General features: G+C 73.3%; 12 protein-coding genes and 1 pseudogene. 7 read left to right on the plus strand and 6 right to left on the minus strand.

The window, feature by feature from the left end; all coding sequences use genetic code 11:
* Window positions 1-101: 101 nt before the first annotated feature.
* The gene (locus V1633_RS03765; protein WP_331212729.1) at window positions 102-1,052 is read right to left on the minus strand and encodes a hypothetical protein; all 951 of its coding nucleotides are present in this window, start codon (window positions 1,050-1,052) and stop codon (window positions 102-104) included.
* Between the two features lie 110 nt (window positions 1,053-1,162).
* The gene (locus V1633_RS03770; protein ID WP_331212730.1) at window positions 1,163-1,837 is read right to left on the minus strand and encodes a hypothetical protein; all 675 of its coding nucleotides are present in this window, start codon (window positions 1,835-1,837) and stop codon (window positions 1,163-1,165) included.
* A gap of 599 nt (window positions 1,838-2,436) precedes the next feature.
* Here V1633_RS03770 and V1633_RS03775 point away from each other — a divergent pair.
* The 3 genes from V1633_RS03775 to V1633_RS03785 all read left to right on the plus strand — a co-directional run bounded on the left by V1633_RS03775 (window position 2,437) and on the right by V1633_RS03785 (window position 6,433).
* Complete coding sequence (locus V1633_RS03775; RefSeq protein ID WP_331212731.1) at window positions 2,437-2,991, plus strand: acyl-CoA thioesterase; 555 nt, start codon at window positions 2,437-2,439, stop codon at window positions 2,989-2,991.
* 307 nt (window positions 2,992-3,298) lie between these two features.
* On the plus strand, window positions 3,299-5,320 hold the full coding sequence (locus tag V1633_RS03780; RefSeq protein ID WP_331212732.1) for an acetoacetate--CoA ligase: 2,022 nt from the start codon (window positions 3,299-3,301) through the stop codon (window positions 5,318-5,320).
* A gap of 105 nt (window positions 5,321-5,425) precedes the next feature.
* Window positions 5,426-6,433: an NUDIX hydrolase gene (locus tag V1633_RS03785; protein ID WP_331212733.1), complete on the plus strand. Its 1,008-nt coding sequence runs from the start codon at window positions 5,426-5,428 to the stop codon at window positions 6,431-6,433.
* A gap of 105 nt (window positions 6,434-6,538) precedes the next feature.
* Here V1633_RS03785 and V1633_RS03790 read toward each other — a convergent pair whose 3' ends face one another.
* Complete coding sequence (locus V1633_RS03790) at window positions 6,539-7,231, minus strand: TIGR03089 family protein (RefSeq protein ID WP_331212734.1); 693 nt, start codon at window positions 7,229-7,231, stop codon at window positions 6,539-6,541.
* Window positions 7,232-7,457: 226 nt separating this feature from the next.
* On the opposite strand from V1633_RS03790, the gene V1633_RS03795 reads away from it, so the two are divergent.
* Entirely contained in the window at window positions 7,458-8,603 is a 1,146-nt protein-coding gene (locus V1633_RS03795; RefSeq protein WP_331212735.1) for a glycosyltransferase family 4 protein, read from the plus strand.
* Between the two features lie 135 nt (window positions 8,604-8,738).
* Window positions 8,739-9,839, plus strand: a complete 1,101-nt coding sequence (locus V1633_RS03800) for a mannose-1-phosphate guanylyltransferase (protein WP_331212736.1) — start codon at window positions 8,739-8,741, stop codon at window positions 9,837-9,839.
* 22 nt (window positions 9,840-9,861) lie between these two features.
* Here the strand turns inward: V1633_RS03800 and V1633_RS03805 are convergent, their stop codons facing one another.
* Window positions 9,862-10,467 (minus strand): NUDIX hydrolase, encoded by a 606-nt coding sequence (locus tag V1633_RS03805; RefSeq protein WP_331212737.1) that lies wholly within the window; start codon window positions 10,465-10,467, stop codon window positions 9,862-9,864.
* 37 nt (window positions 10,468-10,504) lie between these two features.
* On the opposite strand from V1633_RS03805, the pseudogene V1633_RS03810 reads away from it, so the two are divergent.
* Both V1633_RS03810 and V1633_RS03815 read left to right on the plus strand, forming a co-directional pair.
* Window positions 10,505-11,554: pseudogene (locus tag V1633_RS03810) on the plus strand (hypothetical protein); the annotation flags it as partial.
* A gap of 350 nt (window positions 11,555-11,904) precedes the next feature.
* Window positions 11,905-12,924 carry an ArsR/SmtB family transcription factor gene (locus V1633_RS03815; protein ID WP_331212738.1) on the plus strand — a complete coding sequence of 340 codons (1,020 nt, stop codon included), beginning with the start codon at window positions 11,905-11,907 and terminating at the stop codon, window positions 12,922-12,924.
* A gap of 151 nt (window positions 12,925-13,075) precedes the next feature.
* Here V1633_RS03815 and V1633_RS03820 read toward each other — a convergent pair whose 3' ends face one another.
* Both V1633_RS03820 and cofD read right to left on the minus strand, forming a co-directional pair.
* A complete protein-coding gene (locus tag V1633_RS03820) occupies window positions 13,076-14,308 on the minus strand; it encodes a coenzyme F420-0:L-glutamate ligase (protein ID WP_331212739.1) in 1,233 nt (410 codons plus the stop codon).
* Window positions 14,305-15,342 carry a 2-phospho-L-lactate transferase gene (gene cofD, locus V1633_RS03825; RefSeq protein ID WP_331212740.1) on the minus strand — a complete coding sequence of 346 codons (1,038 nt, stop codon included), beginning with the start codon at window positions 15,340-15,342 and terminating at the stop codon, window positions 14,305-14,307. The genes V1633_RS03820 and cofD overlap by 4 nt, the downstream gene beginning before the upstream one ends.
* Window positions 15,343-15,366: the final 24 nt, after the last annotated feature.

Here is a 15,366-nt window from a genome sequence, read left to right on the forward strand (position 1 = left end):
CTTAGGCGTTGCCTGCGGTTGTGGCGTTGCCTGCGGTTGTGGCGGTTCGTGACGTTGTGGCGTTTGCCCGGCGCGGCGGCGGCGAGGTTACCGGTGGAGACTCAGAACGGCCTGGTGTCGCCGAGTTTGCGGGTCGGACCCTCCGTGCCGTCGTCGTCCGGACGCCCGGCGAACTGGGTGGTCTCGTCCGCGTTCGTCCGCGGCGGAGCGAAGCCCGAGGGGCTCGCCGGAGGCGCGGAGGTCGGCGGGCGAGGACCGGGCGGGGCGAAGGACGGCGGCATGGGCGTCGGTACCGGCGGCGCCGAGCCGGGGGCGCCGGAAACCGGCTGCCCGGGCGTCGCCCAACCCTGGCCGGGTGTCCCACCGGGCGGACCGTAGTGCGGGCCCGGCGTCGGGGCGTTCTGCGGCGAGGTGCCGGGGCCGTAGCCGGCGGGGGCGGCCGGACCGAAGTTCGGCGGGGCCACCTGGCTGTGACTCGGCGACGCCGACGGGCCGAAGTTCGGCGGGTAGCCGGCGGGGGCACCGGGCGGGTACTGGCCAGGCTGCTGCGTGCCGGGTGGGAACTGTCCACCGGGCGGCGGCTGCGTGCCGGGCGGAAACGCCAGCTGACCAGGGTGCCCGGGCGCACCGGGGTACGCGGGAGCGGAGGTCGAGCGGGCGCGACCGCGCCACCGGTCCGGACTCGCCGCCGTGGCGAGCAACGGGATCGCGACCAGCATGGAGATCGTGCCGACCGGCACGTTCATCAGCCCGGGCGGCCCGACCGAGTCGTCGGGGATGACCTTCGCGAGCGACTCGATGTGGACCAGTGCCCAGAAGCTGACCAGCAGATAGAAGCCACCGGCGATGATCGGGCCCACCGGCGAGATCCGGGGTACCAGCATCGCGGCCAGGATGATGCCGACGCCGAGCAGAGCGAGGAAGCCCAGGAAACGGTCTCCTGAACTGTCTTCGAGTAGTCCATTGTTGAGCTTCCACGAGCCGAGGGCGCTCAGCACCCATATCAGTGGCACGCTGATCAGCCCCAGGAGCAGCGATCCAAGGTGTCGCACGTCCACAACCTCCTCAGCCGGTCGCCTGATCGCACCCTAGCCCGACGCGGCAACCCCGGCTTCGCCGTACTGGGTGGGGCGGGCCGACCGAACGACCCGCCCGGAAATCCTCAGCTTGCCGTATTCCGGTCCGTCACGTCGTCCCGTTTGGTGCCCGCCCGCGGCGGCGCCGACCACGGCGATCCGGAACCGCCGGCCTCCCGGCGCGGCAGCGGCGGCAGCGGCTCGGTGTCCGCCTCCGGGTAACCCAGCGTCGGCGGCCGGGTGTCGTGCTCGACCGGGCTGGTCAACGCGGACCAGTCGGTGAGCGTCGGCTCCTCCACAGGGGACGCCGGGGCCGGCGGGGTGGCGACGACCGGGCGTGGCCAGTTACGCCAGCGCTGGATGCTGAACGTCGCCATCAGCAGCATGGCTCCGATCAGGAACATCGTGCCGTTGTCCAGGAGTTGGACCAGCGGCAGCGGGTCGCCGAACACCTCCCAGTTCGTCGGCACCGCGTCCCGCACCGTGAACGGGTCGATGAACAGCCCGACGTACGGGGCGACGAGCAGCAGCCCCGCGGTGAGCGGACCGAGCGGGGAGATCCGCAGCGTGCCGAGTAGACCGAGCAGGATGCCTGCGGCCGCGAGGTATACGGCTCCTTGGATCAGGTTGGCCGTGTTGTACGTGCCGAGTTCCACCCAACGGGTGACGGTGCGGGTCGACCCGTCCTGACCCAGTGCGATCAGGACCCAGGTGAGCGGCGCCGCCACCACTCCGGCGAGGAAGCTCCAGAGATGTCGCATCCGCGCACGGTACCGCCTTCGCGGGAATAGGTCAGCCTGCGGATGCCGGTCCTGATCGATCTTGCAGCCAGTCGCTACCGTGAATCTCTCCGTACACGGTCGACAGGGGGCGGATGGGTCGGAGCCGGGGTGAGCTGTCGCGCTCCGTACACGAGCTGACCGTCGCCGGGTGGCTCTGGTCCGCGGCCGGGGTGCTCATCGTCGGTCTGGGACTCTGGTTGCTGGGGTCCGCCGGCCGGGAGCCGGCCGGGACCCACCCGCCACGCGCCGGCCGGTCCCTCGGGACCCATCGGCCGGGCGCCGGCCGGGACCTACCGGCCACGCGCCGGTTGAGACCTCGTGACCTGTCGGCCACGCCCGCCGGGACCTACCGGCCACGCGCCGGCCGGTTCCTCGGAACCTACCGGCCAGGGGTCGATGGCGGTGAGCGGCGGAGTGCGGCCTGGCTGACCGGTTCGCGTGGCCTGGGGTAACCGGCGTCACGCGGCGGGGCGCGGCCGGCGGGTGGCGCCGTACCGTTGCCGCATGACCGAGCCAAGCGAGGGCATCAGGCGATCCAGCCGTCCGGGTCATGGCGACGACGAGCGCGGGGAGACGTCATGACCGATCCGTCCGTTCCGCCGCCCACCGGTAAGCCGACCTCGTACTCCCGGGTGACCCTGAGCAGGATCATGACGGCGGTCGACGTCAACCTCTACGGCACCGTGCACGGTGGCGTCCTGATGAAGTTCGTCGACGACGTCGCCGGCGCAGCAGCGGCCCGACACTTCGGCGGTACGGCGGTGACCGCCGCGATCGACGAGATCGTCTTCGCCGAGCCGGTCCGGGTCGGTGACCTCGTGCACGCACATGCCCAGGTCAACTGGACGGGCCACACCTCGATGGAGGTCGGGGTCCGGGTGGTCGCCGAGCGCTGGGACAGCGCGGAAGAGGCCCCGATCGAGGTGGCCACCGCGTACCTGGTCTTCGTCGGAGTAGACGTGTCCGGCAACCCGCGGCCGGTCCGTCCGGTGCTGCCGGAAACCGGGGAGGACAAGCGGCGGTTCCGGGAGGCGGAGATCCGCCGGGAGCACCGGCTGGCCCGACGCCGGGCGATCCAGGACCATCGCGGCTCGCACGACTCACCGGTCGACGACTCACCGGTCGCCAGCTGACACTTCGGTCGCCTGGTCGCCCGCCACTCAGCCAGCCCGCCCGGCCGCCGGTTGACGCCAGAGCCGTCGACGCTCCAGCTGTTGGACGCCCGAGCTGTTAACAGGGGGCCCTTTTACTACCGAAAGCGATAAGAAGGGGCCCTTCCCTACACCCGGGGTGTCGGGTCCACATGATCCGTGACGGGTCCATGTGGGGCGGGCACGCGTCGGCCACCGTCCTGCGGAACGCAGAATTGCGGGTCGGGTACGGCAGGATGGCGATCGGACCCAGCACACCGGCGTGCTGGCCGAGGGGAGGAGCTTCGGCATGGATGGTGAGGTGCTCTGGACGCCGCCGGCCGACGTACGCGACCGGTCCCGGATCGGTAGCTACCTGCGGTGGTTGCGTGACCATCGGGGGCTCGAATTCGACGACTACGCCGACCTGTGGCAGTGGTCGGTCACCGACCTCGACGCGTTCTGGCGCTCGATCTGGGACTTCTTCGAGGTCCGGACGTACACCGAGCCGACGGCGACACTGGCCGACGCGCGGATGCCCGGCGCCCGCTGGTTCCCCGGCGCCACGCTGAACTACGCCGAACACGTGCTGCGGATGCCCGGCATCGGCGACGACGAGCCGGTGGTGATCGCGCACAGCCAGACCCGGGAGCCGGTCACCCTGACCGCCGCCGAGCTGCGCGAGCAGGTACGTCGGGTCCGGGCCGGACTGGTCCGGCTCGGGGTCGGCAGCGGGGACCGGGTGGCGGCGTACGCCCCGAACATTCCGGAGACGCTGGTGCTGATGCTGGCCACCGCCAGCCTCGGCGCGATCTTCTCCTCCTGTGCTCCCGAGTTCGGCACCCGCAGTGTGCTGGACCGCTGGCGGCAGATCGAGCCGACCGTGCTGGTGGCCGTCGACGGCTACCGGTACGGCGACAAGCCGGTCGACCGCCGGGCCGAGGTGGCGCAACTGCGGGCCGCGCTGCCGTCCGTCGTACACGCGGTGGTGGTGCCGTACCTCGATCCGGACGCCGCGCCGCCGGACGGGGCGCTGAGCTGGGCGGAGCTGGCGGCGGAGACCGCCGAGCCGCTGGAGTTCGCGCCGGTCCCGTTCGACCACCCGCTCTACGTGCTCTACTCCTCCGGCACGACCGGGCTGCCGAAACCGATCGTGCACGGGCACGGCGGCATCCTGCTCGAACACCTCAAGGTGCTCGCCCTGCACCATGACCTCGGCCCCGGCGACCGGTTCCTGTGGTTCACCACCACCGGTTGGATGATGTGGAACTACCTGGTCTCCGGGCCGGCGGTCGGTGCGGCGATCGTGCTCTTCGACGGCAATCCGGCGGTCCGGGCGGTGCCGGGCCGGCCGGCCGAACCGGATCTTGGCACGCTGTGGCGGATGACGGCGGAGACCGGCACCACCTACTTCGGCACCTCGGCGCCGTTCCTGCTGGCCTGCCGCAAGGCCGGGCTGCGTCCGGCGGAGCTGGCCGATCTGTCCGCGCTGCGCGGGGTCGCGTCGACCGGGGCGCCGCTGCCCGCCGAGGGCTTCCGCTGGGTGTACGACGAGGTCGGCACCGATCTGCAGCTGCACTCCCTCTCCGGCGGCACCGACGTCTGCACCGGCTTTGTCGGCGGCGTCCCGCTGCTGCCGGTACGGGCCGGCGAGATCGCCTGCCGCTGCCTGGGCGCGAGGGTGGAGGCCCGGTCGGCGGACGGCAGCCCGGTTCTCGACCAGCTCGGCGAGCTGGTGATCACCGCGCCGATGCCGAGCATGCCGGTCGGGTTCTGGAACGACCCGGACGGCCGCCGCTACCGGGAGGCGTACTTCGACGTCTATCCGGGGGTGTGGCGGCACGGGGACTGGATCACCGTGAGCGGCCGGGGTAGCTGCGTGATCACCGGCCGCTCGGACGCCACCCTGAACCGGGGCGGGGTACGGCTGGGTACCGCCGAGTTCTACTCGGTGGTCGAGGGGCTGCCCGAGGTGACCGACTCGCTGGTGGTGCACCTGGAGGACGCCGAGGGCGGCGCCGGTGAGCTGCTGCTCTTCGTGGTGCTCGGCGAGGGGCTGGAGCTGGACGCCGCACTGCGGTCGAAGATCGTCCGCGAGCTGCGTACCGCGCTGTCGCCCCGGCACGTGCCGGACGAGATCCACCAGGTCGGCGCGGTGCCCCGGACCCTGTCGGCGAAGAAGCTGGAGGTGCCGGTGAAGAAGATCCTCACCGGTGCGCCGGTGGACTCCGCCGCCGCGACCGGCGCGTTGGCCAACCCGGAGTCGCTGGTCGCGTTCGAGCGCCTGGCCCGGCAGCGTTCCGCCGCCGACGGCGTGCCGGTCACCGGGTAGCGGCAGCGGTCACCGGACAGCGGCTCCGGTCGGCGGTTCCGCACGGCCGCCCCCGGTCGGGGTGGCCGGCTATGCTGCGGTGCCCGCGACCACCGGAGGCGGCCTGTGCAGTGGATCCTGGCGACCGCCGGCGCGATCGTCGTCGGCGTGCTCACCAACCTCGTGTACGACCTGGTCAAGTACGGCACCGTCCGGTTGCCGACGGCGCTGGACCGGCGCTCGACACCGAAGGCGCTGCGCGGGCACGACCCGGTCGGGCAGGGGCTGACCCCGTTCGTGACCTGGTCGAAGGAGCGGCAGCTCAGCCCGGCGTCGCTGCGGACCACGTTTGTCGGTCGGCTTGACCGGCCCCACCTGCTCGCCGGCGACCGCTGGGACCGGGCGGTGGCCACACTGGAGGCGGCCGGTGACCGGGGCGACACCGGCTACGTCAGCCACATCGAGATCGACACCGGGGAACACCCCGCCGCCCGTGACCTGCGGGTGCACATCGCCCGGAGCCGGTACGCCGAGTGCCTCGCGGCCAAGGACCTGGCGACCGGCGAGCCCGACCTGGCCAGCCGGCTGGCCGCCGCGATGGCCACCGGGGTGGCGCCGTTCGCCGAGGTGGTGCCGCCGACCATGGTGAGCGCCTCGGTCGCGGTGCTCAGCGCCGAGGGCCGGTTCCTGGCGCTGCGCCGCTCACTCGCGGTACGTACCTTTCCCGGCCAGTGGACGGTGGGGATCAACGAGTCGATGAAGTACAGCGCCGAGCCGGGTGCCGAGGAGGACTTCTTCGGCCTGGTGCGGCGCGGACTCCGCGAGGAGCTGGGGCTCGGCCCCGGCGACTACGGCCGGATCGGGTTGAGCTGGCTCGGCTGGAGCAGCCCGGCCTGCTGTTGGGTGGTGGTGGCGTCGGTGCGTGCCAGGTTGTCGGCTGCCGAGATCGACGCCCGCCGCGAGCAGTGCCACAGCGTGTACGAGCACGACCTGGCCCGCTGGCTGCCGCTGACCCGGCGCCGGGTCGACGCCATCGTCCGGGGCGACGGTCCCGGCCCGGACGGCGCCACCGGGTGGGCGTACCTGGCGCCCCTGGTGGTCGGTGAACTCTGGCGCTTCCGCGACCTGGTCTGACCTGCTCTGACCGGTGCCGGTGCCGGTGCCGGTGCCGGTGCCGGTGCCGGTGCCGGTGCCGGTCCGGGCCCGGACCGACCCGTCCACGGCGGATGAGGACCCGGGTCAGGCCAGGTCGACGGTCACCTTCTCGGCCGTGACCCGGCCGGGCCGGCGCGCCGGGTCGAGGTGACCGCAGAGCACCACGCTGGCTCCGGCGACCAGCGGGGCGAGCAGCCAGTCGACCGGGTCGGGGTGGCGGGCCGCGTCGACCAGCACCCGGTCGCCGGCACCGATCCCCAGCTCCGCCGCGCGCCGGGTCGCCCGGTCGGCCAGCTCCGTGTCCTGCGGCCCACCACCGGGGTACGGGGTGAAGTGGTCGCCGTGCCCGCGTACCTCGATGACGTAGTCGGCGTATCCGGGCGGGACCTCCCGCAGCGGGGCGGCGAGCGGGGCGAGTGCCAGGGCGTACCGGTCGCCGGCCGGCCAGTCCGCCGCGTCGGCGACCCGGTCGGCGGCGGCGAAGAGCACGTCGACCGGCTGGGCCGCACCGGTCCGCACCTCGGCCCCGGCCGACCAGGCGCCGAGCAGGACTGCGGCGGTCTGCCAGTGCGGCGGGAGCAGGACGCCGACCGGGTCGCCGGGGCTCAGGCCACCCGTGTCGACCAGCAGGTTGGCGGTCTTGGCGACCCAGTTGGCCAGGGTCGCGCCGGACAGTTCGGTGCGGTCCCCGGTGCTGTCGTCGTACCAGGTGAGCAGTGGCCGGGTCGGGTCGGCGGCGACCGCGGCGGCGAAGATCTGGGTCAGGTTGTCGGGCATCGTCCGCGACGATACCCACCCCGCCGTCGCGGGGTGCCGGCCCCGCCGGACCGGGACCTTCGGTCACCGGGGAATTTACCCTCGGTCATCGAAGATCACAGTCACCGGAAAGACAGTTGCCCGACGGGTCGCCGTCGTCGCGCGCCGGCTGTCGCGGCGTAGGCTTGCGGTGAGTGTTCTTCCCCACAGATGTCCCCTTCACAACTGTCAGCCGAGGAGTCGCCCAGTGACCGCCGGTCGTCCGCCCCGCGTGCTCATTGACGCCACTAGCGTCCCCGCCGACCGGGGTGGCGTTGGTAGATACGTTGACGGCCTGCTCGGCGCCCTGGGCGGGGCTGTCGGGGCCGGCCAGGATCTGGCCGTCGTCGCGCTCCGCACCGACGCCGAGCGGTACTCCCGGATGCTTCCGGAGGTCGAGGTGCTCGCCGCGCCGGCGGCGGTGGCCCACCGGCCGGCCCGGCTCGCCTGGGAGCAGACCGGCCTGCCGCTGCTCGCCCAGCAGGTCGGCGCGCAGGTGCTGCACTCGCCGTTCTACACCTGTCCGCTGCGGGCGGGTTGTCCGGTGACGGTGACCGTGCACGACGCGACGTTCTTCACCGAGCCGGAGCACTACGACAAGTCGCGCCGGACCTTCTTCCGCAGCGCGATCAAAACCTCGTTGCGCCGGGCCGACCGGGTGATCGTGCCGAGCAAGGCGACCCGGGACGAGTTGATCAGGTTGCTCGACGCCGACCCGACCCGGATCGACGTGGCCTACCACGGGGTCGACCCGGCGGCCTTCCACGCCCCGACCGACGAGGAGAAGGCCCGGGTGCGGGCCCGGCTGGGTCTGGGCGGGCACAGCTACGTGGCGTTCCTCGGCTCCAAGGAGCCGCGCAAGAACGTGCCGAACCTGATCCGGGGCTGGGTGCTCGCGGTGAAGGACCGCCCGGACCCGCCGGCCCTGGTACTCGCCGGTGGTCAGGGGCACGACGACGAGATCGACCGGGCGGTCGCGGATGTCCCGGCCCACCTGCGGCTGCTGCGTCCCGGCTACCTCCGCTACGCCGACCTGCCCGGTTTCCTCGGGGGTGCGCTGGTCGCCGCCTACCCGTCGTACGGCGAAGGCTTCGGGTTGCCGATCCTGGAGGCGATGGCCTGCGCCGCCCCGGTGCTGACCACGCCCCGGCTGTCGCTGCCGGAGGTCGGTGGTGACGCGGTGGCGTACACCAGCGAGGACCCGAAGCAGATCGCGGCGGACCTCGGGGCGCTCCTGGACGACGAGGCGCGTCGGCTGGCGCTCGCCAAGGCGGGTTTCGACCGGGCCAAGGAGTTCACCTGGGAGTCCAGTGCCGAGGTGCACCTTGCGGCGTGGAGCCGGGCTCGGGCCTGACGGGCACGAACGGGCTGGCCAGGGCTGGTTTCGGAGACCACCGAGACACTGTTAACTACGCTTGGCCACATATTGACTGCTGGTAGTGATGACACGGAAAGGTGATCGGGCGCACGCGTCCGGCATGATGTGCTGATGCTCTTCGCCGTAATCCCGGCTGGTGGCAGTGGGACCCGTCTGTGGCCGCTGTCCCGCGCGGGGCACCCCAAGTTCCTGCACGCGCTCACCGGCACCGAAGCCTCGCTGTTGCAGGCCACCGTGGACCGGCTCGGTCCGCTGACCACCCCGGAACGGACCATGGTGGTCACCGGTGCCGCGCACGTGGCCGCCGTCGCCCGACAGCTGACCGGGTTGCCCGAGGAGAACATCCTCGTCGAACCCTCCCCCCGGGACTCCTGCGCGGCGATCGCGCTGGCCGCCTCGGTGATCGCGATCCGGGAGCCGTCGGCGGTGATGGGTTCGTTCGCCGCCGACCACCTGATCGGCGACCCGGCGGCCTGGGTGTCGACGGTCCGGCAGGCGATCACCGGCGCCGAGCAGGGTCTGCTGATGACGGTGGGGATCACCCCGACCCGACCGGAGACCGGCTACGGCTACCTGCAGTGCGGTGAACTGATCGACGGCGGGCCGCTGCGCCGGGTCGAGGAGTTCAAGGAGAAACCGGCGACCGAGGTCGCCCAGGAGTACGTCCGCTCGGGCCGGTACCTCTGGAACGCCAGCATGTTCGTCTGGCGGGTCGACGTGTTCCTCGGGGAGCTGGCCCGGCAGCAGCCGGCGCTGCACGCCGGGCTGACCACGATCGCGCAGTCCTGGGACACCCCGGAACGGGAGGACGTGCTGGGCGCCGTCTGGCCGACCCTGCCCAAGATCTCGGTCGACTACGCGGTGATGGAGGGCGCGGCCGCGGCCGGGCGGGTCGCCACCGTACCGGGCGACTTCGGCTGGAACGACGTCGGCGACTTCGACACCCTCGGCGAGGTGCTCCCCGCCGACGGCTCGGGCAACGTGGTGCTGGGCGCCGACACCGTCGAGCCGAAGCCCGGGGTGCTGCTGCGGGACTGCGAGCGGCTGGTCGTCGTACCGCACTCCGGGCGGCTGGTCGCCGCGCTCGGGGTACGGGACCTGATCGTCGTCGACACCCCGGACGCGCTGCTGGTCTGCCCGCGCGACCGGGCCCAGGACGTGAAGAAGCTCGTCGACGAGCTCAAGGAGCGGGGCGCGGAGGACCTGGTCTGACGGTGGCTGTCCGGGGCGCCCCCTAGAAACCGACGCCGCCGGGGACCCGGTCGCCTCCACCGCCGGCGGACCGGGCCGGGAACGCCGCCGCGAACGCGGCCAGGGTCGGCGCCACCAGCTGCTCGGTCGCGTCGAGCAACTGCTCGGGCAGCGCGTCCGGGGCGAACCAGCCGAGTTCCAGCGACTCGGCGCTGACCCGCTCCACCGCGCCCGGCGGCGCGATCGCGGCGAACCGTACGTCGTGGTGGAACGAGCCGCCCTGACAGGAGACCGGGTGGATGTCCACGTCGATCGGCACCGGGTCGAGTCGCAGCCCGGTGATTCCGGACTCCTCGGTCGCCTCCCGCAGCGCCGCGCCGGCCACCGTCAGGTCGTCGGGCTCGCAGTGCCCGCCGAGCTGCGCCCACCGGCGGTACTTCCCGTGCAGGCAGAGCAGCACCCGGCTGCCGGTCGCGTCCACGACCAGTGTGCTGGCGGTGACGTGCCCCGGGCGGTGTGCCCGGGTCATCGCGACCGGGCCGTCGGCGAGCAGCTTCAGGGTCCGGTCCCGGGCGTCGGCGGCCGTCGGGTTCGCCGGCTGCCACGCCGTGAGCAGGGCCACCGCGTCGGAGTGTAGGGAGTCCAGCACGAACCCAGCCTAGGCGAGGGCTCGTAGCATCACCGGTATGGCGCGTCCCCTGCGTACCGTCGACCTCGCCCTTCCCGGCAACGAGGCGAGTGATTTGCTGCCGGTACGGTCACCGGCGCTGCTCGCCGCACACGGCGCGCGCCGGGGCTTCTGGACCGTACTCGACGAGGGGCCGGTCGAGCGCTGTCTGGCCCTGCTGCTGGAACGTCACGACGGCGGTTGGGTCACCCACCACCTGCCGATGGACGCGGGCGTGGAGAACGGCCGCACCGACGACGGGGAGGCGCTCGCCCGGGACGGCGAATGGATCTACGTGCTCGGCTCGCACTTCGGTTCGAAACGCGGACCGCTGCGGCCCCGCCGCGCCTTCGTCGCCCGGTTCCGCGAGTCCGAGGCGGTCACCGGAATGCCCCGGCTGCACGTGGTGCGCAACCAGTTCCGGCTGCACCGCGCGGTCAACGACGCCATCCTGGCGGCCGGGATCGCCCCACTGCCGCTCGGCGCCCGGGTCCGGGACCGGTTCATCGTCGCCACCGTCGACCGGGGCACCGCCCGGGCGAAGACCTGGGTGAGCCGGCTCGCCGCCGACGACTTCCCGATCAACGTGGAGGCGGCGGCCTTCACCCCGGCCGGAACCCTGCTGCTCGGGCTCCGCTTCCCGGTCACCACGCGGGGGGAGCCGATCGTCGTCGAGGTGACGGACGTGGCCGCGATGTTCGACCCGACGGCCCGGGCGTGGCCCCGGGCTGTCAGGGCGTACGCGCTGACCGGGGTGACCCGTCCCGGCGAACTCACCGGGTTCCGGGCGCTCTCCGCCCGGGGCGACGGGACGTACGACGCGGTGACCGGCTCGATCGACGCGCTCGGCAAGGCGTCGGTGCTGCTCGACGACCACCCGACCGGTGGTGACGTGCACTGCCGGCACGTACGGTTCCGGCCACCGTTGGACGGCCCGGCCGGGCAGGGCAGCGCGGCGGTACTCGTCGCCGACCTGGCGCCGCTGTACAACGTGGAGGGTGTCACCGAGCTGGACGGGGTCCGCTACTACGTGACCGACGAGGCACACCGGATCGCGCTCTGGATCGGCGGCCCGGAGCGGGACACCCCGACGGAGACGGTGCGGGACGTTCCGACGGGAACAGTGCGCAACACGCGGGAAAGCGACAGCCCGGACGGCACCCTCCGCGGATGAAGGGCCGCGAACCCTCGTGGACGCCGTCCGGGCGCCGCATTCCTCCCCTGCCCCCGGCACATGCCACACCGCCCGCCCGGTGTCGGAGACACCCGCGGGACCGGCATCGCTCAGTGAGCATGCCCGGTGGGCGCACCGACCGTCGAGGTGTTTCAGCTCAGCCTGAAAGACGGAGGTGGATGCCGCCCGGGTAGAGTTCAACTGGTTGCCGTGTGATCCGGTCCGGCGATTCGGGAGTGCGTGTCATGCTGCGGATCGTCTTCTCCACCGAGGACGTCGCCCGGACCCGTGTCGCCCCTGCCGCCGACCAGGTGTGGGAGCTTGTCCTCTCCCTGCACCTGCTGCAGGGACGCAGCCGGGACCCGGTGATGGGCGGCTGGCGGCGCGAGGTGGCCGGCGGTCTCCGTCGGGGGAGCGCCCCCGCACAGTTGCGGGTGCTCTTCGCGCTCAACCCGCCACGCGGCTACTTCCCGGACTTCCTCACCCCGTACGCGAGCCGGTACGGCCTTGAGGCCGGACTGGACGCCGTACGCTCCACTCCGGTCACCTCCCTGGAGCGTGACCTGACCGTGTTCGCCGGGGAGAACCCACTGCCGATGCCGGGCTTCACCGCGGCGCTGGCCCGGGGCGACGTCGAGGTGCTGGGGCACCTCACCGACGCGATGCGGATCTACCGGGAGGCGGCGATCGCGCCGTACTGGGAACGGGTCCAGGCGGCGGTGGAGGCGGACCGGACCCGGCGGGCCCGGGCCCTGCTCGACGGCGGCGGCGAAGGGTTGCTGGCCAGCCTGCGGCCGGCCGCGCGCTGGAACTCGGGTGTGCTGGAGGTGCCGGACTACCCGGTCGACCGCGAGGTGCACCTGGACGGGCGCGGGCTGCTGCTGGTGCCGTCGTTCTTCTGCGCCCGGATCCCGGTCACCCTGGTCGACCCCGAACTGCCGCCGGTGCTGGTCTATCCGGTGGACCGGCTGGGCGGTCTGAGCCCGGCGCCCGGCGAGGGGGCCGGGCCGGTGTCGACGTCACAGCGGGAGAACGGGCGGGCGGCGCTGGCCGCCCTGCTCGGCCGGACGCGGGCCGGGGTCCTGGAGGCGGTCGGTGACGGCTGCTCGACCGGCGAGGTGGCCCGTCGGCTGCACATCTCGCCGGCGGCCGCGAGCCAGCACACCGCCGTACTCCGTAACGCCGGCCTGTTGGTCAGCCACCGGGACCGCAACACCGTGCTGCACACCCTGACCCCGCTCGGCCGGGCCATCCTGAACGCCTGACCCGGCGCCGGGCCGCCGGCCGGGGGTCGTACCGGGGGACGACCGGCAACGCCGGGGTCCGGGTCGCGTCGGTGCCGCCGGCCGGGCCGAGGGATGTGCCGCACCTGAACCCGGCAGGGTGGGACGCGAAAGCCGGCCGGGTGGGACGACCTCAGCGCCCGGGTGCCACCGGGGCGGGGACGGCGGTGAGCAGCAGGGCCGCCCCGACGCCGCCGTCCGGGGTCGGGCGGACGGTGGAGTTGACGCCCTCGGCGGCCAGCGCGGCCCGCAGCCGGTGCAGGTCGGCGCCGAACCTGATCAGCACCGCCGGCTCCGGTGCGGTGGTCGGCGGTCGGCAGTCGAGCACCGCGATCGCGTCGGCCGACCAGCCCGGCACCGCCGTGTCCGGCCCGTTGACCACCGGCTCGGTGACCAGGGCGAAGTGGGTGCCGGGCGCGACCACTCCGGTCACCGTGCCGACCGCCCGGTGCACCGCCGCCGGGTCGACCGCCGGTTCCGGGACCGCCTCGGTCTGCGACCGGCTGGCCGGCGGCTTGTCCGTCCCGGGAGTCGGCTGCCCGTCCGTCCCGGGGGTCGGCTCGGGCGACGGGAACGTGGACCGGGGCGCCGGGACGGACTCGCCGAGCGTGGCGGCGGCCCGCAGCCCCTCCGCGCGGGCCTCCGCCGTGCCCAGCGCGAAGAGGTCGTGGGCGCCGTCGCGGACCAGCGCGGCCACCGCGCCGTCGCCGTCGTCCGGGTCCGGCGCGGTGAGGTAACCCCGGATCACCGCCACCGGCACCTGGTCACACTTGCCCTTCACCAGTTCGCCGGCGGCGGCCAGTTCGTCCACGACCGCCATCTGGGTGATGTTCAGCCGGTTGCCGTACGGGTCGACCTCTCCCCGATGGTCCCGCAGTGCCGGCATGCCGGCCACGCCCAGCGCGACATCGGTGAGCCCGTTCCGCCAGGGCCGTCCCATGGTGTCGGAGACGATCACCGCCACGTCGGCGCCGTGCCGGTCCCGGAGCGCGGCCCGCAACGCCCGGGCCGACGCGTCCGGATCCTTCGGCAGCAGCACCAGCCGGGAACGATCCACGTTGGAGGCGTCGATCCCGGCCGAGGCCATCACGAAGCCGTGGTGGGTCTGCACGATCCGGGTCGATCCGCGCCGGGCCACCGGCCGGGCGGTCTCCGCGGCCAGTACCTCCGCGCGGGCCGTCTCCCGCTCCGGGCCGTCCGCCGGTACGTCGACCAGCCGCCCCTCCGCCTTCGACACGATCTTGCTGGTCACCACGAGTACGTCGCCGTCACGCAGCCAGGGCGCGGCGGTGGCGATCAACGTCGCCAGGTCGTCGCCCTCGACCACGTCGCCGATGCCGAGCACCGGCAGCACCTCGAGCCTCATGCCGGTCCACCCGCCGTCCCCGTCCGCCCGACCGTGGCGGCCAGGTCGACCGCGGCCCGGACCATGGCCGTGGTGGCCGCCTCGTCGGTCATCCACAGCGGGGCCGACCGGACGGCCAGCCCGGGCACCTCGGCCCCGGCGTCGGCGCTGTCCACCAGCCAACCGTCCAGCAGACCGTCGGCCGAGCGGGCGCCGTACAGGCCACCGACGCCGGCGGCGGTGCACGGCACCCCGAGTACGGCGAGACAGCGGTCCGCCATCCCCCGGACCGGCGCACCGCCGATGATCGGCGACACCCCGACCACCGGTGCCCGGTTGCCGGCCAGTGCCTCACGCAGTCCCGGTACGGCGAGGATCGGCGCGATGCTCACCACCGGGTTGCTCGGCGCGACCAGTACGACGTCCGCCTCGGCCAGGGCGTCCAGCACCCCGGCGGCCGGCTTGGCCGCCTCCGCGCCGACAAAAACGAACTGGTGCGTCGGCAGCGCGCCACGGTGACGTACCCACCACTCCTGGAAGTGGATCGCGCGACGGGTCGGCTCACCGGCCGGGCCGTCGGCGGGGCGCACGCCGCCGTCGCCCGGACCGTCCGGGTCGCTCACCACGACGTGCGTCTCCAGCCGGTCGTCGGTGGCCGGGAGCAGGCGTATCCCGGGCTGCCAGCGGGCACAGAGCGCCTCGGTCACCGCCGAGAGCGGATAGCCGGCGTTCAGCATGGTGGTCCGGACCAGGTGCGTCGCCACGTCCCGGTCACCGAGCCCGAACCAGGTCGGCTCGGCGCCGTACGCGGCCAGCTCCTCCTTGACGGTCCAGGTCTCACCGGCCCGTCCCCAGCCACGGTCCCGGTCGGCACCCCCACCGAGGGTGTACATGACACTGTCCAGATCCGGACAGATCCTCAGGCCGTGCATGACCACGTCGTCCCCGACGTTGACCACCGCGGTCACCTCGGCACCCGCCTGCCGGGCGTACGCGCGTACGCCGGTCAGGAAGCGGGCCCCGCCGATGCCCCCGGTCAACACCACGATGCGCATGTCCTCCATCCTCGCCCATCCGCT

The sequence above is a fragment of the Plantactinospora sonchi genome, from assembly GCF_036422035.1.
GTDB lineage: Bacteria > Actinomycetota > Actinomycetes > Mycobacteriales > Micromonosporaceae > Plantactinospora > Plantactinospora sonchi.